The following is a 20719-nucleotide window of genomic DNA, read 5'->3' on the forward strand; positions in this document are numbered from 1 at the left end:
CCAGTCATTTATTATGCGAAAAAAGAATGAAGATAGATGATCTGAATGCGTTCGTGGCGGTAATCCGCTGCCAGACCATCAGCCAGGCGGCCGATGCCCTGCAGTTGACCCAGCCAGCCATTACCCGCCGGGTGCAGAATTTCGAGGAAGCCCTGGGGGTGGAATTGCTGGACCGCAACACCAAGCCGCTCAAGCCCACCAGCATGGGCTTGCGGGTCTATGGCCAGTGCCTGGAAGTGCTGCGCAGCATCGACGCGCTGAATGAACTGGTGGCCAATGACGGCGCCCCCAGTGGTGCCCTGCGCATCGGCGTGCCGCAGACCATAGGCGATGTGGTGCTGCTCGATGCCCTGAGCCAGTTGAAGGCGCTTTATCCGCAGTTGCAGACCTCGGTGGCCACGGGCTGGGGCAGCCACCTGTTGAGCAAGGTCGAGAACGGTGAGCTGGATGTGGTGGCGGCGCTGTTTCCCGCTGGCAAGGTCTTCCCCGAAGGGGTGGTGGGCCGTTCCCTGGGCAGCATGAACCTGGTGGTGGTGGCGGCCAAGGGCGAGGTGCGCAAGCGCTCGTGCAAACTGGCCGACTGTTACCAGCGCGGCTGGGTGCTGAACCCGGACGGCTGCGGCTTTCGAGCCGGCCTGCAACGGGCGCTGAGCGCACAGGGGCTGTCGTTGCAGATCAACCTGGAAACCTTCGGCACCGAGCTGCAACTGGGGTTGATCGCCAATGGCCTGGGCTATGGCCTGGTGCCGCTACCGCTGCTGGAAAACAGCAGCCATCGGGACAAGCTGGAGATCGTCCCGGTCAGCGACTTCAAGCCGGTGATCGACCTGTGGCTGGTCCACCCGCGGTTCCTCGGCAACCTGCAAGAGCCGGTGAGCATGTTCGGCGAGATGGTCGCCGCCCGCGTCGGCAAGGCTGCGCCGTAGGAGGCGGCTTGTCAGCGAAGGCGCCCTCAAGGCCGGCGCAAACCTCAGGGGGCTGTTCGCCGGCTAGCCGGCTCCTACGGGTTTTTTAATTATTGATTTGCATGTCTTGGTAATCATTGAATGCAATTTTTGTATATTAAGTTAGAACCAAAACGAATTTCACGGACGTTTTTTATGTAGTTAGCATGGGGCTCGAACGCGCTGAAATAAGGATGTTGCGATGCCTGCGCCAGCCCCCCTCACCTCGTCCCGTCGCTGGGCCGAGCGCCCCGGATACCAGCTCCTGGGCAACCTGCTGCTGCGCCTGGTCAGCCCGTTGCTGCTTCTGCTGGTGTGGGAACTGGCCTCGCGCAGCGGGCTGTTGCCGGCGCGGATCATCGCCGCTCCCAGTACCATCGGCGGCACCCTGTGGCAGATGCTCGGCAGCGGCGAACTGGCCGGGCACCTGTGGGTGTCCCTCAAGCGCGCCCTCAGTGGCCTGGCCATCGGTGTCAGCCTGGGCACGCTCCTGGCCCTGGTGGCCGGGTTGTCCCGGCGCGGCGAGCTCGCCATCGATTCCCCCATGCAGATGCTGCGCACCCTGCCGTTCCTGGCCATAGTGCCGCTGTTCATTCTCTGGTTCGGCGTGGGCGAGACGCCGAAGATCGCGCTGATCGCCCTGGGCACTACCTTTCCTATCTACCTCACGCTGTTTTCGGGCATTCGCAGCCTCGATCCCAAGCTGGTGGAGGCCGCGACCCTGCTGGGCCTCAAACGCTGGGAACTGATCGTCCACGTGATCCTGCCCGGGGCCCTGCCGGCGTTCTTCGTCGGCCTGCGCTATGCCTTCGGCATTAGTTGGCTGGGGCTGGTGGTGGTGGAGCAGATCAACGCCAGCGCCGGTATCGGCTACCTGGTCAACGACGCGCGGGACTTCATGCGCACCGACGTGATCGTCATCTGCCTCCTGGTCTACAGCGTGCTCGGCCTGGGCATCGACGGGCTGGTGCGCGGCCTCGAACGTTGCGCCCTGGCCTGGCGCCCGACCTTTATCAGGAGCTGACCCATGACTCTGTCATTGCCCCAGCAGGGCCGTCTGCGCGCTGCCGTCGAATGCCGCCGGATCACCCGGCGCTTTGCCGGGCAGGCGGTGCTCGATGGCCTGGATCTGGACATCGCTCCCGGGGAGTTCGTGGCCCTCCTGGGCAGCAGCGGTTCGGGCAAGACCACCTTGTTGCGAACCCTGGCCGGGCTGGAACCCATCGACCAGGGCCAGTTGCAGGTGCCTTCGGCCATGGCTGCGGTGTTCCAGGAGCCACGGTTGATGCCCTGGAAGCGCGTGTGGCGCAACGTTGCCCTGGGCGTGCGCGGGGCCGGGGCCCGGGAGCGGGCCGAGGCAGCGCTGGAGGAGGTCGGGCTGGCCCACCGGCTCAATGCCTGGCCAGGCACCTTGTCCGGCGGCGAGGCCCAGCGAGTGGCGTTGGCCCGGGCCCTGGTACGCGAGCCGCACCTGTTGCTGCTGGATGAGCCCTTCGCCGCTCTGGACGCCCTGACCCGGATCCGCATGCATCAACTGATCATCCGCCTGTGGCGGGTGCACACCCCGGCGGTGCTGCTGGTGACCCACGATGTCGACGAGGCGCTGCTGCTGGCCGATCGGGTGCTGGTGCTGGCCAACGGGCAAATCGCCGAGCAATTGCCAATCCGCCTGCCGCGTCCGCGTCAGGCCTCCACCCCTGGGTTCCAGGCACTGCGCGCGCGGTTGCTGCAACTGCTGGGTGTGGAAACCGAGGCCGAGCCGGCCGTCGACATCTCCCTTCCCTTGAGCAGGACTGCCAGCCGATGAGCCTTTCCAGCGTGCAACCGTCTCCGTCCGTGTCCCGTCCCGTCCCTGATCCAGACTCCAGCGAGTTCGCCGACCTGCTGCAGCAACTGAGTGAAGAATTCGCCGCCACCGCAGCGTACTACGACCGTCACAGCGAATTTCCCCACGCCAACCTGCAACGCCTGCACCAGCATGGCCTGCTGGCCCTGACCGTGCCCCGGGCCCTGGGCGGCAGCGAGGCGAGCCTGGCCCAGGCGCGACGAGTGATAGGCGCCGTGGCCCGGGGCGAGCCTTCCACCGCGCTGGTGCTGTTGATGCAGTACCTGCAGCACACGCGCCTGCAACAGAACACGGCCTGGCCGCTGCACCTGCGCCAGCGCGTGGCCCGGGAGGCGGTGCAAGAGGGTGCCCTGATCAACGCCCTGCGGGTCGAGCCGGACCTGGGTACCCCGGCCCGGGGCGGTTTGCCGGCGACCCTGGCACGACGGGTCGAGGGCGGCTGGCTGCTCAGCGGGCGCAAGATCTACTCCACCGGCATTCCCGGGCTGACCTGGCTTGCGGTCTGGGCCCGCAGCGACGAGGCCGAGCCACAAGTGGGCACCTGGCTGGTCCACCGTGACAGCCCCGGGATCAGCGTCGAGGAAACCTGGGACCACCTGGGCATGCGCGCCACCGGCAGCCACGACGTGATCTTCGATGAGGTGTTCGTGCCCGAGGAACAGGCGGTGGATATCCAACCGGCCCACGTGCCCCGGCCTTCCGAGCTGGACAGCAAGGGCGTGCTCTGGCTGGCGGTGCTGCTCTCGGCCATCTACGACGGCGTGGCCCGGGCCGCCCGCGACTGGTTGCTGGGCTGGCTGGCCCAGCGTGCCCCGGCCAACCTTGGCGCACCGCTGTCGAGCCTGCCGCGCTTTCAGGAACTGATCGGGCGCATCGACGCCTTGCTGCTCAACAACCGGGTGCTGCTCGATGCCGCCGCCGAAGGGCGGATCGCCCCGGGGGAGGCGACCCAGATCAAATACCTGGTGACCAGCAACGCCATCAGCGCCGTGGAGCTGGGCATCGAAGCCATCGGCAACCCCGGGCTGGCCCGGGGCAACCCCATCGAGCGGCATTACCGCGATGTGCTGTGCAGCCGCATTCATACCCCGCAGAACGACGCGATTCTCGGTGCCGTGGGGCGCGCCGCCTTTGCCTTGCCCAGCCGCGGAGCCCAGGCGTGACGCGCATCGCCAGCCAGCTCGACGAGCACTTCAACCAGCAGTTGCGCCAGTGGCTGCCGGGGGCGGAAGTATTGAGCCTGCCCCGGGGCCTGCCGTGTGGCTTGCCCGCCGATATCGAGGTGCTGCTGGCCGCGCCCCACGCCGATTTTCGCAACGCGCCAGTGCCACCGGCGGGCTGGCCGTTTGGCCTGCGCTTCGTGCAACTGGTGACTTCGGGCCTGGATTATTTTCCTCGCTGGCTGTTCCAGGACCTGCCGGTGGCCAGTGCCCGAGGCAGCACCGCCGAAAGCATTGCCGAGTTTGCCCTGGCGGCGATCTTCGCCGCCGCCAAGCAACTGCCCCAGGTGTGGATCGAGCGCGCCGAGCACTGGCAGCAACGGCCGCTGGCCGCAGTGGCCGGCAGCACCCTGGGGCTGTTCGGCTTTGGCAGCATCGCCCGGGAGCTGGCGCCCAAGGCCCAGGCCCTGGGCATGCAGGTGCTGGCCCTGCGGCGTTCGGCGCAGCCGTTCGAGGTGCCTGGGGTGGAGGCGGTGGCCGACCTGCAGGAGCTGTTTGCCCGCGCCGATCACCTGCTGCTGGCGGTGCCGTTGACCGAGCAGACCCGGGGCATCATTGATGCCGATGTACTGGCAGCGGCCAAGCCAGGGTTGCACCTGATCAATATCGCTCGCGGTGCGTTGATCGATCAGCCGGCGCTGTTGCAGGCCCTGGACACCGGGCGCATCGCCCTGGCCAGCCTGGATGTGGCCGACCCCGAGCCGTTGCCCGAGGGGCATCCTTTCTATCGCCACCCGGGTATTCGCCTGTCGCCCCACACCTCGGCCAATTCGCCTCGGGTCTACCTGAATATCGCGCGCCTGCTGGGACGCAATCTCCAGCGCTGGGGCGATGGCTTACCCCTGGAAAACCCGGTGGAGATCCAGCGTGGCTACTAACGCGCGGTTCCAGCCTTGGCCGGCAGCGCTTCGTGTAGCCGCTGCCGCAGGCAGCGCACGGCCCGAAGGGGCGCCGGGGTTCTCAAGGCCGCTGAAGGTTCGGCGGGAGATCGCCAAGCAAGGCCCTGCGGGCCTTTTCGCACAGGGTGTTCATGACAATTTCAAGGAGAGCGGATATGACCGCACATTTTCGCCCCGCGGTGTATGACTTGCCCCGCGATGGCCATACGGTTTTTCGCTGGGAGCATCCGCCCCAGCAGGCCACCGTCGAGCTGGAGCGCCTGCAGCGCAAGCAGAGCCTGGCCGCGGCGTTCCGGGTGTTCGCCCGGCTGGGGTTCGACATGGGCGGCGCCGGGCATATCACGGTGCGTGACCCGGGGCGCCCGGACCATTTCTGGGTCAACCCGGTGGGGGTGTATTTCGGCCATGTACGGGTCCGCGACTTGTTGCTGGTCAACCCCGAAGGGGCGGTGATCGAAGGCGAGGGCGCGTTGAACCTGGCGGCGTTCGCCATCCATGCGGCGCTGCATGAAGCCCATCCCGAGGTGGTCGCCGCGGCCCATGCCCATTCGCTGAACGGCAAGGCCTGGTCGAGCCTGGGGCGCTTGCTCGATCCGCTGACCCAGGACGCCTGCGCTTTCTATGAAAGGCACGGGCTGTTCGACAACTTTTCCGGGGTGGTGCTGGAGGCCAGCGAGGGCGCGCGGATCGCCGCCGCACTGGCGGGGCGCAAGGCGCTGATCCTGCAGAACCACGGCCTGCTCACCGTGGGTGAAACCGTCGAGGCGGCGGTGTGGCGCTTCATCGCCATGGACAACGCCGCCCAGACTCAACTGCTGGCGGAAGCTGCCGGCACCCCGCGGCCCATTCCCCATGAGGTGGCGCGCCACACCGCACGCCAGGTCGGCACCGAGTTTGGCGGCTGGTTCAGTTTCCAGCCTTACCGCGAGCGGATCGTGCGCGAAGAACCGGACTTTCTCGATTAAGGACCATTGCCCATGCAGCGTCGTCATTTTCTCCAACTCTCGGCCCTGGCCGGTCTGGCCGCCGCCTTGCCGCGCCTGGGCCTGGGAGCCTCCGTGGACCTGTCCGGGGTCACCCTGAACGTCGCCACCTACAAGGGGGCGGCGCCGAGTTTCTTTGCCGAGGCGGGCATCGAGCCGCCGCCCTACAAGGTCAAGTACGCTGAGTTCACCGGCGGCAACCTGAGCTTCGAGGCCCTGGTCAGCGGCACCCTGGACATCTCGCCGATGAGCGAGATCCCGCCGATCTTCGGGATCAAGAACCACGCCCCGGTGAAGCTGATCGCGGTGCTCACCGGCGACGTCAACAACCAGGCCTTCATCGTGCCCAAGGGCTCTGCGGTGCAGTCGGTGGCCGAGCTCAAGGGCAAGCGCATCGGTTATATCCGCTCCACCAGTTCCCATTACTTTCTGCTCAAGGCGCTGAAGGAGCAGGGCCTGGGCTTTGCCGATATCGTGCCCATGGCGTTGACTGCGCAGGACGGTTTCGCCGCTTTCCAGAACGGTGCCCTGGATGCCTGGGTCAGCTTCGGCTACTTCATCCAGCTGGCGGAACTGCGGGCCGGGGCCCGGGTATTGAAGACCGGCCAGGGCTACCTGTCCGGCAACTACGTGATCGCCGCCAACCAGCAGAGCATTGCCGACCCGGCCAAGCACGCGGCGATCACCGACTACATCCTGCGCGAGTACCGCTCCTGGCAGTGGATTGCCAGCCACCCCGAGGAATGGGCGACCAGGAGCGCGCAGATTCTCGGCATGCCCCGGGAAGTGTTCCTTGCCCAGTACCGGGCCCAGAGCGGCCCGCGCCTGCTGCAACCGGTGGACGACGCAGCGGTGAAATCCCAGCAGGACGTGGCCGACCTGTTCTTCGAGGCCGGCGTACTGCCCCAGCAACTGGACGTATCCGGCCTGTGGGATCGCAGCTTCCACTGGTCCTGACTCCCTTGTAGGAGCCGGCTTGCCGGCGAATAGGCCCTTGAGCCTTGCAACGATCTCGGGGCCGCCTTCGCTGGCAAGCCAGCTCCTACGGTCCGATGGGGCGATTTCTTTGATTGGCCAGGAGGCCCGATGTTTTCTCGAACCTTGCTGTGCCTGGCGCTGGCCAGCCCCTGGGCCTTGGCCGACAGCCCCGCCCAAGCCCTGCACCAGCGCCTGATCGTGCTCGACAGCCACCTCGATACCCCCATGCAACTGGCCCGACCCGGTTGGGACATCACCCAGCGCCATCGCTACCAGGACGACCTGTCCCAGGTCGATCTGCCACGGATGAAAGAGGGCGGCCTGGACGGCGGTTTCTGGGCCATTTTCACCCCCCAGGGGCCGCTCACCGCCGAAGGCCGGACCCTGGCCAGCGAACATGGGCTGGCGGTGCTGGCGCGGATCAGCGACCTGCTGGGCGCCCACCCCGATGATTTCGCCCTGGCCCTGACGGCTGGCGATGTACCGGCCATCGTCGCCCGTGGCCAGCGTGTGGTTTTTATCAGCATGGAAAACGCCCAGCCCCTGGCCGCCGATCCGGGACGCTTGCACACCTATTACCGCCAGGGCCTGCGCATGCTCGGCCTGGTGCACTCGGCCAACAACGATTTCGCCGACTCGGCCACCGCCCTGCCGCAGTGGCACGGCTTGAGCCCGGCGGGCCGGGAACTGGTGGCCGAGGCCAATCGCCTGGGGATACTGCTGGATGTCTCCCATGCCTCGGACCAGGTGTTCGACCAGGTCCTGGCGCTGTCGAGGGCGCCGATCATTGCCTCCCATTCCAGCAGCCGTGCAATCACTGCCCATCCACGCAACCTGGATGACCGGCGCCTGCGGCAACTGGCGGCCAGGGGCGGTGTGGTGCAGGTCAACAGCTTTCCCAGCGACCTGATCAACCTTGCACCCAATCCCGAGCGGGACAAGGCCCTGGGGCCGCTGTACCGCGAGTTCCGCCTGGCGGCGAGCATGAGCCCGGAACAGGTGGCGAACCTGGCCGAACGCATTCGCCAGGTCGAAGTCCGCTACCCGCAGCCCAGGGCCAGCCTGGACGATTACCTGCGCCACCTGCTGCACATCCTGGAAGTGGTCGGCCCGGATCATGTGGGCATCGGCGCCGACTGGGACGGCGGTGGCGGGGTACAGGGGCTCGAAGATGTCGCGCAACTGCCACGGATTACCCAGCGCCTGTTGGCGGCGGGCTACAGCGAAGCGGACCTGGCGAAGATCTGGGGCGGCAACTTGTTGCGCGTTCTCGACGCCGCCCAGGCCGTGGGAGCCGGCTTGCCGGCGAAGGGGCGCTGATGCCGGCGCGAACCGTGGGGCTTCTTCGCTGGCAAGCCGGTTCCTGGCGGGGCGAGTATGGCCAGGCACGGCCAGGCGCAGGGCTATGCGCGGAGCGCAGAATCTTTTGGCTTGAATATGAAACAAAGTAATATTTGCATATGCTTAAAATGTATTTCTCTTATTAAATAAGCGCCCCTAGGATGGCTTCACATAGACCCAAGTGACTGCATAAGTCGCCGATCTATAACCGAACGCACTATCCATCCGCAGCAGGGAGCGCTTGCATGCCACTGACCAGAAGACAATTGATCGCCCGTATTGCCGCTGTCGGCGGGGTCCAGGCGGCGAGTGCGGTCATGGGCCTGTTCGGCGCCAGCGCAACGGCCGAAGCGTTCGAGGAAAACTACGCGGCGCTGCCCACGGCGGCGCTGGGCAAGGGGGCCAGCGTGGTGGTGATCGGCGCCGGGATCGGTGGTCTGGTCAGCGCCTACGAGTTGAGCAAGGCCGGGTTCAAGGTGACCTTGCTGGAAGCCCGGGACCGGGTCGGCGGGCGCAACTGGACGGTGCGTGGTGGCGATCGGGTGGAGTACAGCGACGGCAGCACCCAGGTCGCGCAATTCGGGGAGGGGTTCTACCTCAATGCCGGGGCCGGCCGCCTGCCCAGCCACCATCAGTTGATGCTCGGCTACTGCCGCGAGCTGGGGGTGGAGCTGGAGGTGCTGGTCAATACCAGCCGCAATGCCCTGGTGCGTCCGGACCTTGACCAGCCGGCGTTGCAGATCCGCCAGGCGGTCAATGACAGCCGCGGGCATTTTTCCGAGCTGCTGGCCAAGGCCGTCAATCGCCATGCCCTGGATCAGGAGCTGACACCAGCCGATCGCAGCAACCTGCTGAGTTTCCTGAAAACCTGGGGTGATCTTTCCGACAAGCTGGAGTACCTGGGTTCGGCCCGCTCCGGCTACAAGGTCTGGCCCGGCGCCGGCGACCAGTTGGCGCAGAAGAATGATCCGCTGCCGTTGCAGACCCTGCTCAACCCGGCGCTGACCACGGCGTTGATGATCGACGAATACCCGGAGTTCTCGCCCACCATGTTCCAGCCGGTGGGGGGCATGGACCGCATTCCCCAGGCCTTTGCCCGGCGCCTGAAAGGCCAGTTGCGGTTGCACAGCGAAGTGCGTTCCATCAGCAACCAGGCCGACAGCGCCGAAGTGGTCTACTTGGACCGGCGCACCGGCCGTACCCACAACCTCAAGGCCGACTACGTGATCAGCAGCCTGCCCCTGCCACTGCTGGCCAAGGTGCAGAACAACTTCAGCGCCCCGGTGCGCCAGGCCATCGGTGCGGTGCAGTTCGGCTACGCCAACAAGGTGGCCTGGCAGTCGCGGCGCTTCTGGGAAAGCCAGTACCAGATCTACGGCGGGCTGTCGTTCATCAACCAGGAAGCCTCCGGGCTGTGGTACCCCAGCGGCGGTTTCAACCAGGCCGAAGGGGTGCTGGTGGCGGCCTACAACAACGGCGAAATCGCCCGACGGTTCGGGGAGAAAACCCTGGCCCAGCAGATCGAGATCTCCCGTCAGGCGGTGGAACTGCTGCACCCCGGGCACAGCCAGGAACTGCGCAATCCGCTGGTGATTGCCTGGAGCAAGATCCCCTACAACTTCGGCCCCTGGATCAGCCATGAAGTGGCCGAGCCGGACTACGGCCTGCTCAACCAGCCCCAGGGCCGGGTCTACCTCACCAGCGACGGCCTGGCCCACAGCGGCGTGGGCATCTGGCAGGAAGCCGCCGCCGGCGCGGCGCGGCGGGTGGTTCGGCAACTTTTCCAACGGGCGCAAGGCTCGTCGCTACAGCAAACGGCCTGAAAAAGCCGAGCACTCACACAACAGCGGTAACCCATGCCGGGTAGCGGACCTCCGAGGCTGGCACACACAACCTTGGGAGCGTCTTTGCATGTCTTTGAAAAACACCGTCGTAGGGCTGGGGCTGTTGTTCGCCGCCAGCAGCAGTTGGGCCGCGGGAATCCAGCGTGTGCCGTCCAGCTACCCCAATTCACCGATCCTGCAATCGGTGACCCTGCCCGCCAACAGCGAGGTGACCTACCTCTCCGGGCTGCTGCCGGACCCGGTGGACCCCAAAGCGTCCAAGGAGCAGATCCACGCCGAGGGCAACACCGAGGCCCAGGCCCGGGTGGTGCTGCGCAAGGTGGAGACGATCCTCGCCAGCCAGGGCCTGACCCTGGGGGACGTGGTGCAACTGCGCATCTACCTGGTAGGGGACCCGGCCCTGGGCGGCAAGCTGGATTTCGACGGCCTGCAAGTGGCCTTTCGCGAGTTCTTCGGCACCCAGAAGCAGCCGCTCAAGCCCGCCCGGACCACGGTGCAAGTGGCGGGGCTGGTGCTGCCCGGCGCCTTGATCGAAGTCGAAACCGTTGCCGCCCGAGCGCGCTGAGCCGCCTGTCAAAGGATCTGAAGTCATGAGTATTTCCTTGCATAAAATCCTCTTCGGCGCGGCCCCCCTGAGCTTTGGCCTGCTGGGCCTGGCGCTGCCCGCCGAACTGCTGGCGGCCGACGAAACCCTGGGCACGGTGGTGGTCACCGGGGTGCGCGGCAGCCAGCAACGCACGGTGACCGACAGCCCGGCGCCGATCGATGTGATCGACAGCGAGCAGTTGCGCAGCATCGGCCAGAATGGCCTGAAAGAAATGCTCGGGCGCCTGCTGCCGTCGTTCAACGTGCCGACCATCAACGGCGGCGGCACGGCGTTCCTGGTGCGCGGGGTGAGCATGCGTGGCCTGGGCGGCGACCAGGTGCTGGTGCTGATCAATGGCAAGCGCCGGCACAACTCGGCGCTGATCAACAACGGCGCACGGGTCGGCAACGCCTCGGTGCCGGTGGACCTGGACCTGATTCCCACCGCCGCCATCGAGCGCATCGAAGTGCTGCGCGACGGCGCGGCGGCGCAGTACGGCTCCGACGCCATCGCCGGGGTGATCAACATCATCCTCAAGCGCAATGCCGAAGGCCTGACCTCCGACACCACCCTGGGCCAGTACTACGACGGCGACGGCACCACCGGCCACGAAGCCTTCAACTGGGGCAACAAACTGGGAGAGAACGGCGGCTTCATCAACCTGTCCTGGGACGCCAAGCTGCAGGAACCCTACGAGCGCTCCAGTGCCGCCAGCGGCCAGCTGTACTTCAAGCAGGCCGACGGCTCGCCGGACCCCCGGGAAAGCAATCGCCAGGGCTGGGGCACCGAGTACGGCCTGGGCCGCGACCGCACCACCAGCCTGGCCTACAACGCCGAGCTGCCTCTGGAGGACGACCTCAAGCTGTACTCGTTCTCGACCCTAAGCTACCGCAACAGCAACAAGGACCTGGGGCACCGCAAGCCCACCGACATCACCAGCCTGGCGGGCATTCCCAATGCGCCTTACCCCAACGGCGGCCAGGCGCGGCGGGAAATCCACGAGACCGATTTCCAGGTCGCCGGTGGTGCCAAGGGCCTGCTCGGTGGCTGGGACTGGGACCTGTCGAGCACCTACGGCAAGGATCGCGGCGTGCTCGACACGGCCAACAACCTGAACATTTCCAATGGCCCCTACAGCCAGCACGACTTCCACCTGGGCAACCTGGTGTTCGACCAGTGGACCAACAACCTGGACTTCTCCCGGGCCCTGGACATCGGCTGGAGCAGCCCGCTGGAAACCTCCTTCGGCGTGGAATACCGCTGGGAGAAATATGCGCTGGAGGAGGGCGAGGCCAACTCCTACAACCAGGGCAGCTATGTCCCCAACACCGGGCCTTTCTCCGGTGTGGTGCCGGACCCGGGGTTGTTCTCGGTCAACGGCACGACCCCGGAAGATGCCTACAGCCTCAAGCGCCACAGTGAGGCGGCTTATATCGACCTGGGCCTGAACATCACCCCCAACTGGTACGTCGGTGCGGCGGCGCGCTACGAGAAGTACAACCTAGGGGTAGGCGACACCACCAGCGGCAAGCTCACCACCCGTTACGAGTTCCTCCCCGGGTACGCGGTGCGGGCTGCGGTGAGCAACGGCTTCCGTGCACCGTCCCTGGCCCAGAGCGTCTTTTCCACCACCAGCACGGTCACCGAATTCGGCGCCGGTGGCACCACCACCTCGGTGCGTACCAAGCAGATGCGCCCCAACTCGCCGGAAGCGGTGGCCCTGGGCGCCAAGGACCTGGAGCCGGAAACCTCGCGCAACTACAGCCTGGGGTTCACCGCCGAGCCCACCGATCGGCTGCGCCTGACGGCCGACTTCTACCTGATCGACATCGACAAGCGCATTCTCCAGACCGGCATCCTCAAGGGCCCGGCGGTGTCGCAGATCCTGGTGGAGAACGGCCTCTCGCCGAACCTCGCCGGGCAGTACTACACCAACGCTGCCGACACCCGGACCAAGGGCGTGGACCTGGTGGCGGACTACCGCCAGTCCTTCGGCGAGTACGGCACGGCGAAATGGAGCGTCGCCTACAACCACAACAAGACCACCATCCGCGACCTGGCGGACACCCCGGCGGCCCTGTCGCGCCTGGGGGCGGGGTATGTGCTGTTCGACCGCCAGCAGCAGATCGACCTGACTAAATCCACGCCCAAGGACAAGTGGATCCTTTCCAGCAACTACAAGGTCGGCGACTGGACCACCAACCTGCAGTTGACCCGCTTTGGCGAGTACACCGAAGGCTCGAACATCCCGAGCAACGATCGCACCTACAGCGCCAAGTGGATCACCGACCTGGACGTGGCCTACGACGTGACCCAGAACCTCACCGTGGCCGTGGGCGCCAACAACCTGTTCGACGTGTACCCGGACAAGATCGGCCTCAAGGCCTGGGCGGGAACCTATGAATACGGAATGTTCTCGCCCTATGGCCTGGGCGGCGGCTACTACTACAGCCGCGTCAGCCTGGCGTTCTGATCATGACCACGATCACTCTCGTAGGAGCTGGCTTGCCAGCGAAGGCGGCGGCATGACCGGCGCAGGGTTGAGGGGCCATTCGCCGGCAAGCCGGCTCCTGCAAGGGCTGGTGCTGTGCCTGTGGCTGGGCAGTGCACTGGCGCAGCCGGCGCTGCGGGTGTCCAGCCAGAAGCAGTCGCTGAAGATTCTGCTGCAGGCGGCAGGCGAGCTGGAGCAGGTGCCGTACCCCATCGAGTTCGCCTCCTTCGCTGCCGCGGCCCCCACCGCCGAGGCCCTGGCCGCCGGGGCGGTGGATATCGGCAGCCTGGGGGATGCGCCCTTTGTGTTTGCCGCCGCGGCCGGGGCGCCGCTCAAGACCGTGGGGGTGATCAAGCTCAAGGTCACGCCGACCGCGGTGGCGATCGTGGTCAAGGAGGATTCGCCGCTGAAGCAGGCCGCCGACCTCAAGGGCCGGCGCATCACCACCACCCGGGGCTCCATCGGCCATTTCCTGGCCCTGGCTGCCCTGCGGTCGGTGGGCCTGCATGGCGCGGATGCGCAGTTCATCTTTCTCCAGCCGGCCGAATCCCGCAGCCTGCTGAGCAACGGCCAGGCCGATGCCTGGTCGACCTGGGACCCCTATACCAGCATGGTGCAGATGGAGGGCGGCAGCCGGGTGCTGGTCAGTGGCGAAGGGCTGTTCGCCGGGCACATGCTGCTGGTGGCCAACGACCAGGCGATTCGCGACAAGCCGCAGCAGATCGCCGACTTCCTGCAGCGCCTGGATCGTGCCTATGCCTGGGCCAACCAGCACCAGAGCGAGTTTTCAAAGATCCAGGCCGGCTACAGCGGTTTGCCGGTGCAGGTGCATGAGCGTTCCAATCGCTACTCGGTGCCCCGGCGTATCGCCGTAGGCCCGGCCGTGGTGGAGGACGTGCAGCACACCGCCGATCTCTACCGCGAGGAGGGCATTATTCAGAAGACTTTCGATGCCGCAGCTTACATGGATGCTCAATTCAATGAAGTTGAATGAGTGTGTGGCAGTTTTATTAATTGATCTCGGGAGGTTTTAAATAAATAAAGAGCAATAATGTTCTTCGCTTAATTTAACTATCAGCAAATTTCATAATCTTCTCGCAGTACTTTAAAAGTGCCTGTGGTGGCCGCTATTTGCCTGATTTTCGATACATTTTTAAGTTTGGATATTAGAGATAAAGGATATTTCACAAGGCTATCGCAACTGCCTAAGGTGGCCCTGAAACAAATTATTACGTTCTACCGATGTTGTACTTCGTCGCTACTTCCAGGGAATTAAGGGAGCTTGCATGTTCACAGTCACTACGGCCGACAAACTTGAAGCGCGGCATATCCTCGATGTTGTGGAAAAACGCTCTTACGGCGTTCAGCTCAAAGGTTTCTGCCCACCGGATACCTTGCAGGTGGCGCGGGATCATCTGTATCAGCAGGAACTGCGCAGTGCCTTCAGCCAGCAGCAGGAGTTCGTCCGGGTCGGCAAGGCTTATATCGAGATCCAGGATGAGCAGAGCCGGGCCGAATACCACGCCCTGGCCCTGCCCAACATTCGCAAGATCCGCAATCTGTTCCGGCCACTGGCCTCGCCCATCGACGAACTGCGCCTGCTGCTGGACGAAGTCTGGCCGCAGGGCGCGCACCTGTTGCAGGTGGACGGGCAGAAGTGTTTCGTCGGCATTGCCCGCTTCCAGGGTTCGGGGGTCGATCTCACGCCCCACACCGACAAGCTTGAACGCAATGCCCCCGAGGGCCACAGCCCGCAGTTGCTGACGCAGCTGTCCACCAACATCTACCTGGAGATTCCCGAGGATGGCGGCGAGCTGGAGATCTGGGGCATCGAGCCGGACGAGCAGGAGTACAACCGCCTGAAGGGCGAACGGGCCTACGGCATCGAACGCCACCTGCTGCCGCCGCCGGATTTCGTGGTCAAGCCCGAGCCTGGCGACCTGATCCTCCTCAATCCGCGGCTGATCCACGCCGTGCGCCCTTCGGCCAGCAGCACCCGGGTCACCCTCGGGGTCTTTATCGGTTACTACGGCGAACACCAGCCTTTGGCCTACTGGAGCTGAACTCATGAGCAAGGTGCAGGAAATCAACCTCAAGGCCTACTTCAACAAGGGCGGCGAGGAGCACGAATTCGACGGCAAGCGCGTGGTACTGGCGGTCAGCGTCGGCCAGGAATATCACGAGGACCAGAAGCTGCGGTCCACCATTCACTTGATCAACCAGTCCGGTTTCAGCCACGTCAAGGTGGTGGTGGCCGATACCCTGCAACGCCACAACAAGCACGGCAAGTCCCCCGGGGAGGCGCTGTCGGCGGCGATCCGCGATGGCGATGCCTGGCTGGCGCGCAACCAGAGCATCCTCGACGGCCTGCGGGTGCCGTACCACATCACCCGCTGGAACCAGGAACTGGCCAGCGACCGCTATGCCGAGCTGCGCCAGCAACTGAACCAGGTCTACCAGCAGCGCGAGGAACTGCGCGACGCCATCGACAGCACCATCGGCGTATTCACCGAGCGCCTGCGCCTGCGTGACGAACACGCGGACATCGAGCGGGCGGCGGCCCAGTGCCGGGAGTACATCCTGGAAGAGATCCCGATCATCCTGCCGCTGTGGGCCGACGAGGGTTACCACTATGTGCTCTACCCGCAGCAGATGACCACGGCCATGGCCACCAGCCGCGAGTTGCTGATCGAACCCCACAGCCCGGACCGGGTGCGCTGGCTGCCCCTGAAGTTCAAGAAGCGGGGGATCCCGATTCCCTTCACCTTGCCCGGCGCCATTCACCCCAACTGGACCAGCGGCGCCATCGCCATCTGATCCGCCGCGATCAATGTAGGAGCTGGCTTGCCAGCGAAAGCGCCCTTGCCGGCGATGCCGGACTCAAGGGTCTGTTCGCCGGCAAGCGGGCTCCTACAGAGCGTTTTTTTATGACTGACAAGGAGTTTCCATGAGCGTTTTTGCGCAACAGCAACGCAAATGGTGGGCATTGCTCGGTGTGAGCATCGCCAGTTTTCTCGGCTGTGTGGATTTCACCATCGTCAACACCGCGTTGCCGGCCCTGCAGGCCGACCTCGGGGCCTCGGTGGACGCCCTGCAATGGGTGATCAACGGCTTCATCCTGGCCCTGTCGAGCTTCATGGTGCTGGTGGGGCGCCTGGCGGACCTGCACGGGCGCAAGCGGGTGCTGTTCCTCGGCCTGACGGTGTTCGGCCTGGCTTCCCTGGCGGCCGGGCTGGCGGGGCAGATCGATACCCTGATCGGTGCGCGGGTGGCCCAGGGGCTGGCATGCGCGGTGCTCTATACCGCCTCGGGGGCGATTGTCTCCAGCACCTTCGAGACCGCCGAGCAGGGCCGGGCCTTCGGCGTGCTGTTCGGGGTCAATGGAGTGGGGCTGGCGGTCGGCCCGGTGTTGGGCGGGCTGATAACCAGCGCCTTCGGCTGGCAGTGGATCTTTCTCATCAACGTGCCCTTCGTACTGCTGAGCCTGGGCATTTGCAGCTTCAGCGTGAAGGAGTCGCGTTCGGCCGAGACCGGGGCGCGCCTGGATGGTTGGGGGGCGCTGCTGTTGCTGATCGGCCTGCCGAGCCTGGTGCTGGTGATCGTCCAGGGCGGCAGTTGGGGCTGGGGCACACCCCTGACCCTGGCCCTGGTGGCGCTGGCGGTGCTGGCCCTGGGCGCGTTCCTGGCGGTGGAGCGGCGGGTGGCCGCACCGATCATCGACCTCAAGCTGTTCGCCAACCGGCGTTTCGTTGCCGGGGTGGCGGCCAGTTTCGGCCTGGCGCTGTTCTACTGCGTGGCGTTTTTCGTCATGCCGCTGTACCTGGCGCAGATCCGCGGCGAAACGGTGCAGGCCAGCGGCCTGCTGTTGCTGCCCACCACCCTGGGGGTGGCGCTGCTGTCACCGCTGGTGGGGCGCCTGGTGGATCGCAAGGGGCCGGCGCTGCTGATCAAGACCGGGCTGCTGCTGTTCGTGCTGTCGGCGTTGTTGCAGGCCGGTTTCGATGGCCAGACTTCGCTGCCTTATCTGCTGGGCGCCTTTGTCGTCATGGGCCTGGGGTGGGCCAGCATACTCGGGCCGTCCACGGTGCTGGGGATTTCCTCGGTGCCCCAGGAAGTGGGCTCGGTGGCCATGGGCTCGCTGATGACCTTGCACAACGTCGGTGGCGGTGTCGGGCTGGCGGTGGGGGTGGGGCTGTTCCATCACTTTTCCGCCACGCCGCTGGACGATGCCCAGGGCGCCTTTCTCAATGGTTACCGCGCGGTGATGGGCTTTCTGGCGGTGGTCACGCTGCTGGTCTGGGCCTCGGTGAGCCTGCTCTTGCGCACGGCCCCGGCGCCGGTGCCGACGGCCGAGGAGGGCACCAGCCGTGGCTGAGCGCGGCGGGCAGATGGGGCTGGGGGCCTTTCTCTCCGGCTCCGGCGCCCATGGCGGCAGTTGGCGCCATCCCCAGGCGGATGCCGACGCCTCGTTGAATTTCCAGCGCTACCGGCACTATGCGCAAACCCTGGAGCGGGGCTGTTTCGACGCCCTGTTTCTCAACGACAACGTGGCGGTGGGGGACCTGGACCCGCGGGTACTGGCCCGCAGTTCCTACAGCCTGCGCTGGGACCCGCTGACCCTGCTGCCGGCCCTGGCGGTGGTGACCCGGCATATCGGCCTGATCGCCACCGCCAGCACCTCCTACAACGAGCCCTACAACCTGGCGCGCAAGTTCGCCTCCCTGGACCACTTGAGTGAGGGCCGGGCCGGCTGGAACCTGGTAACCGGGCTGGTCGGCGGGGAGAACTTCAACCACCCCGAACCCCTGAGCCACGCCGAGCGGTACGCCCGGGCCGAGGAGTTCTTCAGTGTGGCCAGCGGGCTGTGGGACAGCTGGGCCGACGACGCCTTTCCCCGGGACAAGGCCAGCGGCCAGTGGCTGCGCCCGGAGCGCATGCACCTGTTGCAGCACCGGGGGCGGCACTTCCAGGTACAGGGGCCGTTGAATGCACCGCGGCCATTGCAGGGCTGGCCGGTGATCGCCCAGGCCGGGTCGTCCGGGCCGGGCTGTGAGCTGGCGGCGCGCTGCGCCGAGCTGGTGTTCACCGCCCAGACCGACCTGCAGCAGGCCAAGGCTTTCTATCGCGAACTCAAGGAACGGCTTCCCGCTTACGGGCGTCATGCCGGGCAGTTGAAAATCTTCCCCGGCATCGCCCCCACGGTGGGCCGCACCCTCAACGAAGCCGAGGAGAAGTACCAGCAATTGCAGGAACTGCAGAACCCCCAGGCACAGCTCAAGGCCCTGTCCTACCTGCTGGACCTGGGTATCGACCTGTCGCATCTGCCCCTGCATGCGCAGGTGCCGTTGCTGGACGACGCCGCCCCCACCGAGCGGCATAAAAGCCGCCGGCACCTGGTGCAGGAACTGATCCGCCGGGAGCGGCCGAGCCTGGCGCAACTGCTGCGCAGCCTGTCGGCCAGCGGGCACAAGGTACTGGTGGGCACGCCGGGGCAGATCGTCGATGAGCTGGCTACCTGGTACCAGGAATACGCCGCCGACGGTTTCAATGTGCTGTTCACCCATCTGCCGGGGGCCATCGACGATTTCGTGCAACTGCTCACCCCCGAGCTGCAGCGCCGGGGTCTGTTTCGCCAGCGCTACACCGGCCACAGCCTGCGCGAACACCTGGGGCTGGCGCGGGTGGAAAACCGTTTCTTCAGCCACCGGGGCAATGGCTGAATGGCTGAAAGAGTCTTTACTCTCAAGGCGCAACGCCCATCGATCACCCTAGGAGCTACAGCATGTCCGGATGGTATGAGTTGAAGAAAAGCAGCAACGGCCAGTTTCGCTTCGTGCTCAAGGCGGCCAATGCCGAGGTCATTCTCAGCAGCGAGCAGTACACCACCCGCGCCGCAGCCGAGAACGGCATCGCCTCGGTGCAGGCCAACAGTCCCCTGGAAGAGCGCTACGAGCGCAAGAGCGCCAAGGATGGCAAACCCTATTTCAACCTCAAGGCGGCCAATCACCAGATCATCGGCAACAGTGAAACCTATTCCTCGGAAGCAGCCCGGGAAAAGGGCATCGCCAGCGTCAAGGCCAACGGCCCCAGCCACAACATCAAGGACCTGACGTCCGTTTAGGCCTGGCTCCACACACCCTCGACAGCACAAGGCCCGAACCCAAGCAGCGTTCGGGCTTTGTGCTGTCAGCGGGTTTTCACAAGCACCTGGCATTTGCCTGGAGGCCGGGCGAGGGCAGCGTATTGTGATCTGGCAGGCCGCCAGCCGATTGGCGACGGAGTTATGGCGCAATGCCATCATTTGCCTTATCCTCCGCGCCCGTCACCGGGCGCTCGGCAGGCCTGGCACTCTGGTTGACGTTATCAATCATTGTCCAAGGGATCTGCGACCTCATGATTCGCCCTCTCGTATTACTCGCCGCGCTGCTGGCGTTGAGCGGTTGCTACAGCCTGTCTTCCACGAAAGTTGCCGAGAGCATGCGCCCCGACTCGCAGTCGGGGGTGGCCTATGTGGTGGGGGTGGTCGGCATCTGGCCGAAGGCGGTGCACACCGCCAACGAACAAATGCTGCTGATTCGCCCGCGCGGCGGTGACGGGTTCGCCTCGGCGCGCTTGTACAACCAGATCTACGGCCGCACGCCACGGGATGTGCGCGAGACCTGGCACGGCATCGGCAGCCTGTTCGTGATGCCGCTCAAACCCGGGCGCTACGAGATCTACAACCTGCACTTCGACCGCGGCAACGCCACCGCCTGGAGCCGCGAAGACTTCTCCATCCCCTTGGAGCTGGAAGCCGGCAAGGCTTATTACCTGGGTGATTTTCGCGCCGGCTGCCTGTCGGCGTCGGGGGCCAAGTGCGTGTTTCTGCACAGCGACCACCTGGAGCGCGACGCCGCCCTGGTGCGCGCCAAATACCCGCAGGTGCCGAACCTGCAACGGGTCGATCTGGAGAAGATGGAGGAGGTCACGTCGTTGATCGTCAGGGAGCAGGGGCCCAAGGCGTCGATGCTCAAGGCCATGCTGTCGGGGGATCTGTAATGCGTAATCAATTGTGGTTTTTGATGGTGCTGATGCTGGGGCTTGGCGGTTGTCAGACCAGCCACAGTCTCAAGCCGGCCGAGGTGGATTATCAGCAGCGGCTACCGGCGATCAGCGTCAGTGTGATGGGGGCCATCCCTGCCGGCCTGATCCGTGACGAACTGCGTCGTCGCGGTACCTTCGAGCAGGTGCAGCCGGGGTTCAGTGCCGATGGCTACAACGTGATCGTGATGGCCAACAGTGATTACTTTGGCTGGCAGAACATTCCCATGGGGCTGCTCAGTGCCATGACCTTGTTTATCGTGCCGGGCCGGACCACTTGGGACAGCCAGGTGATGTTCCATGTCAGCCGCGGTGACCAGGAGGTGGCCAAGTATCGGGTCAGCAACCAGACCCGCTCCTGGCGTGGTTGGGCCAACACTGATGGCGGCCAATACCAGCATGTGCGGCGCATCACCGACGACTTCATTGCGCAGATGCTGCAGGACCCGCAGTTCAAGGCCCAGGCCCCGGTGGCGCTGGACAGTCACTGAACCACGCTTGAGCGCG

At 65.4% G+C, this 20719-nt stretch carries 19 protein-coding genes; all 19 read left to right on the top strand.

What is annotated here, in order from left to right; genetic code table 11:
- Window positions 1-26 precede the first annotated feature (26 nt).
- The 19 genes from ABCR88_RS07185 (at window position 27) to ABCR88_RS07275 (ending at window position 20703) form a co-directional block, all read left to right on the top strand.
- On the top strand, window positions 27-926 hold the full coding sequence (locus tag ABCR88_RS07185; RefSeq protein WP_011059718.1) for a LysR family transcriptional regulator: 900 nt from the start codon (window positions 27-29) through the stop codon (window positions 924-926).
- Between the two features lie 220 nt (window positions 927-1146).
- Window positions 1147-1968 carry an ABC transporter permease gene (locus tag ABCR88_RS07190; RefSeq protein ID WP_041116394.1) on the top strand — a complete coding sequence of 274 codons (822 nt, stop codon included), beginning with the start codon at window positions 1147-1149 and terminating at the stop codon, window positions 1966-1968.
- A 3-nt stretch (window positions 1969-1971) separates the two neighbouring features.
- A complete protein-coding gene (locus ABCR88_RS07195) occupies window positions 1972-2751 on the top strand; it encodes an ABC transporter ATP-binding protein (RefSeq protein ID WP_011059720.1) in 780 nt (259 codons plus the stop codon).
- On the top strand, window positions 2748-3953 hold the full coding sequence (locus tag ABCR88_RS07200) for an acyl-CoA dehydrogenase family protein (RefSeq protein ID WP_350023702.1): 1206 nt from the start codon (window positions 2748-2750) through the stop codon (window positions 3951-3953). The genes ABCR88_RS07195 and ABCR88_RS07200 overlap by 4 nt, the downstream gene beginning before the upstream one ends.
- Window positions 3950-4888, top strand: a complete 939-nt coding sequence (locus ABCR88_RS07205) for a D-isomer specific 2-hydroxyacid dehydrogenase family protein (protein ID WP_041116398.1) — start codon at window positions 3950-3952, stop codon at window positions 4886-4888. Before ABCR88_RS07200 ends, ABCR88_RS07205 begins: the two co-directional genes overlap by 4 nt.
- 176 nt (window positions 4889-5064) lie before the next feature.
- A complete protein-coding gene (locus ABCR88_RS07210) occupies window positions 5065-5874 on the top strand; it encodes a class II aldolase/adducin family protein (RefSeq protein ID WP_041116400.1) in 810 nt (269 codons plus the stop codon).
- Window positions 5875-5886: 12 nt separating this feature from the next.
- Window positions 5887-6849, top strand: a complete 963-nt coding sequence (locus tag ABCR88_RS07215; RefSeq protein ID WP_041116402.1) for an ABC transporter substrate-binding protein — start codon at window positions 5887-5889, stop codon at window positions 6847-6849.
- A gap of 129 nt (window positions 6850-6978) precedes the next feature.
- Window positions 6979-8190 (top strand): dipeptidase, encoded by a 1212-nt coding sequence (locus ABCR88_RS07220; protein WP_350404284.1) that lies wholly within the window; start codon window positions 6979-6981, stop codon window positions 8188-8190.
- 266 nt (window positions 8191-8456) lie between these two features.
- Entirely contained in the window at window positions 8457-10034 is a 1578-nt protein-coding gene (locus tag ABCR88_RS07225; protein ID WP_350404285.1) for an FAD-dependent oxidoreductase, read from the top strand.
- Window positions 10035-10122: 88 nt separating this feature from the next.
- A complete protein-coding gene (locus ABCR88_RS07230) occupies window positions 10123-10620 on the top strand; it encodes a RidA family protein (protein WP_015634471.1) in 498 nt (165 codons plus the stop codon).
- Window positions 10621-10645: 25 nt separating this feature from the next.
- A complete protein-coding gene (locus tag ABCR88_RS07235) occupies window positions 10646-13114 on the top strand; it encodes a TonB-dependent receptor (protein WP_041116407.1) in 2469 nt (822 codons plus the stop codon).
- A gap of 52 nt (window positions 13115-13166) precedes the next feature.
- Entirely contained in the window at window positions 13167-14126 is a 960-nt protein-coding gene (locus ABCR88_RS07240; RefSeq protein WP_236183663.1) for an aliphatic sulfonate ABC transporter substrate-binding protein, read from the top strand.
- A gap of 292 nt (window positions 14127-14418) precedes the next feature.
- Window positions 14419-15195, top strand: coding sequence for a 2OG-Fe(II) oxygenase (locus ABCR88_RS07245; RefSeq protein ID WP_011059730.1), 777 nt, complete (start codon window positions 14419-14421; stop codon window positions 15193-15195).
- 4 nt (window positions 15196-15199) lie between these two features.
- Window positions 15200-15949, top strand: coding sequence for a tRNA-dependent cyclodipeptide synthase (locus ABCR88_RS07250; RefSeq protein WP_011059731.1), 750 nt, complete (start codon window positions 15200-15202; stop codon window positions 15947-15949).
- A gap of 130 nt (window positions 15950-16079) precedes the next feature.
- Window positions 16080-17507 carry an MFS transporter gene (locus ABCR88_RS07255; RefSeq protein WP_041116409.1) on the top strand — a complete coding sequence of 476 codons (1428 nt, stop codon included), beginning with the start codon at window positions 16080-16082 and terminating at the stop codon, window positions 17505-17507.
- 13 nt (window positions 17508-17520) lie between these two features.
- A complete protein-coding gene (locus tag ABCR88_RS07260; RefSeq protein ID WP_350024122.1) occupies window positions 17521-18852 on the top strand; it encodes an LLM class flavin-dependent oxidoreductase in 1332 nt (443 codons plus the stop codon).
- 62 nt (window positions 18853-18914) lie between these two features.
- Window positions 18915-19253 (top strand): YegP family protein, encoded by a 339-nt coding sequence (locus ABCR88_RS07265; RefSeq protein WP_011059734.1) that lies wholly within the window; start codon window positions 18915-18917, stop codon window positions 19251-19253.
- Between the two features lie 272 nt (window positions 19254-19525).
- Window positions 19526-20170: a hypothetical protein gene (locus ABCR88_RS07270; protein ID WP_019094812.1), complete on the top strand. Its 645-nt coding sequence runs from the start codon at window positions 19526-19528 to the stop codon at window positions 20168-20170.
- Window positions 20170-20703: a hypothetical protein gene (locus ABCR88_RS07275; RefSeq protein WP_041116411.1), complete on the top strand. Its 534-nt coding sequence runs from the start codon at window positions 20170-20172 to the stop codon at window positions 20701-20703. The genes ABCR88_RS07270 and ABCR88_RS07275 overlap by 1 nt, the downstream gene beginning before the upstream one ends.
- Window positions 20704-20719: the final 16 nt, after the last annotated feature.

Origin of the sequence: Pseudomonas sp. W17, from assembly GCF_040268305.1 — a bacterium.
Lineage (GTDB): Bacteria > Pseudomonadota > Gammaproteobacteria > Pseudomonadales > Pseudomonadaceae > Aquipseudomonas > Aquipseudomonas protegens.

What these genes read in the sequence shown, in the direction of transcription:
- ABCR88_RS07245 (WP_011059730.1), top strand. Translation starts at nt 14,419, where the DNA reads ATGTTCACAGTCACTACGGCCGACAAACTTGAAGCGCGGCATATCCTC.
- ABCR88_RS07190 (WP_041116394.1), top strand. Translation starts at nt 1,147, where the DNA reads ATGCCTGCGCCAGCCCCCCTCACCTCGTCCCGTCGCTGGGCCGAGCGC.
- ABCR88_RS07250 (WP_011059731.1), top strand. Translation starts at nt 15,200, where the DNA reads ATGAGCAAGGTGCAGGAAATCAACCTCAAGGCCTACTTCAACAAGGGC.
- ABCR88_RS07235 (WP_041116407.1), top strand. Translation starts at nt 10,646, where the DNA reads ATGAGTATTTCCTTGCATAAAATCCTCTTCGGCGCGGCCCCCCTGAGC.
- ABCR88_RS07275 (WP_041116411.1), top strand. Translation starts at nt 20,170, where the DNA reads ATGCGTAATCAATTGTGGTTTTTGATGGTGCTGATGCTGGGGCTTGGC.
- ABCR88_RS07200 (WP_350023702.1), top strand. Translation starts at nt 2,748, where the DNA reads ATGAGCCTTTCCAGCGTGCAACCGTCTCCGTCCGTGTCCCGTCCCGTC.
- ABCR88_RS07185 (WP_011059718.1), top strand. Translation starts at nt 27, where the DNA reads ATGAAGATAGATGATCTGAATGCGTTCGTGGCGGTAATCCGCTGCCAG.
- ABCR88_RS07255 (WP_041116409.1), top strand. Translation starts at nt 16,080, where the DNA reads ATGAGCGTTTTTGCGCAACAGCAACGCAAATGGTGGGCATTGCTCGGT.
- ABCR88_RS07270 (WP_019094812.1), top strand. Translation starts at nt 19,526, where the DNA reads ATGATTCGCCCTCTCGTATTACTCGCCGCGCTGCTGGCGTTGAGCGGT.
- ABCR88_RS07225 (WP_350404285.1), top strand. Translation starts at nt 8,457, where the DNA reads ATGCCACTGACCAGAAGACAATTGATCGCCCGTATTGCCGCTGTCGGC.
- ABCR88_RS07195 (WP_011059720.1), top strand. Translation starts at nt 1,972, where the DNA reads ATGACTCTGTCATTGCCCCAGCAGGGCCGTCTGCGCGCTGCCGTCGAA.
- ABCR88_RS07210 (WP_041116400.1), top strand. Translation starts at nt 5,065, where the DNA reads ATGACCGCACATTTTCGCCCCGCGGTGTATGACTTGCCCCGCGATGGC.
- ABCR88_RS07220 (WP_350404284.1), top strand. Translation starts at nt 6,979, where the DNA reads ATGTTTTCTCGAACCTTGCTGTGCCTGGCGCTGGCCAGCCCCTGGGCC.
- ABCR88_RS07230 (WP_015634471.1), top strand. Translation starts at nt 10,123, where the DNA reads ATGTCTTTGAAAAACACCGTCGTAGGGCTGGGGCTGTTGTTCGCCGCC.
- ABCR88_RS07260 (WP_350024122.1), top strand. Translation starts at nt 17,521, where the DNA reads ATGGGGCTGGGGGCCTTTCTCTCCGGCTCCGGCGCCCATGGCGGCAGT.
- ABCR88_RS07215 (WP_041116402.1), top strand. Translation starts at nt 5,887, where the DNA reads ATGCAGCGTCGTCATTTTCTCCAACTCTCGGCCCTGGCCGGTCTGGCC.
- ABCR88_RS07265 (WP_011059734.1), top strand. Translation starts at nt 18,915, where the DNA reads ATGTCCGGATGGTATGAGTTGAAGAAAAGCAGCAACGGCCAGTTTCGC.
- ABCR88_RS07240 (WP_236183663.1), top strand. Translation starts at nt 13,167, where the DNA reads ATGACCGGCGCAGGGTTGAGGGGCCATTCGCCGGCAAGCCGGCTCCTG.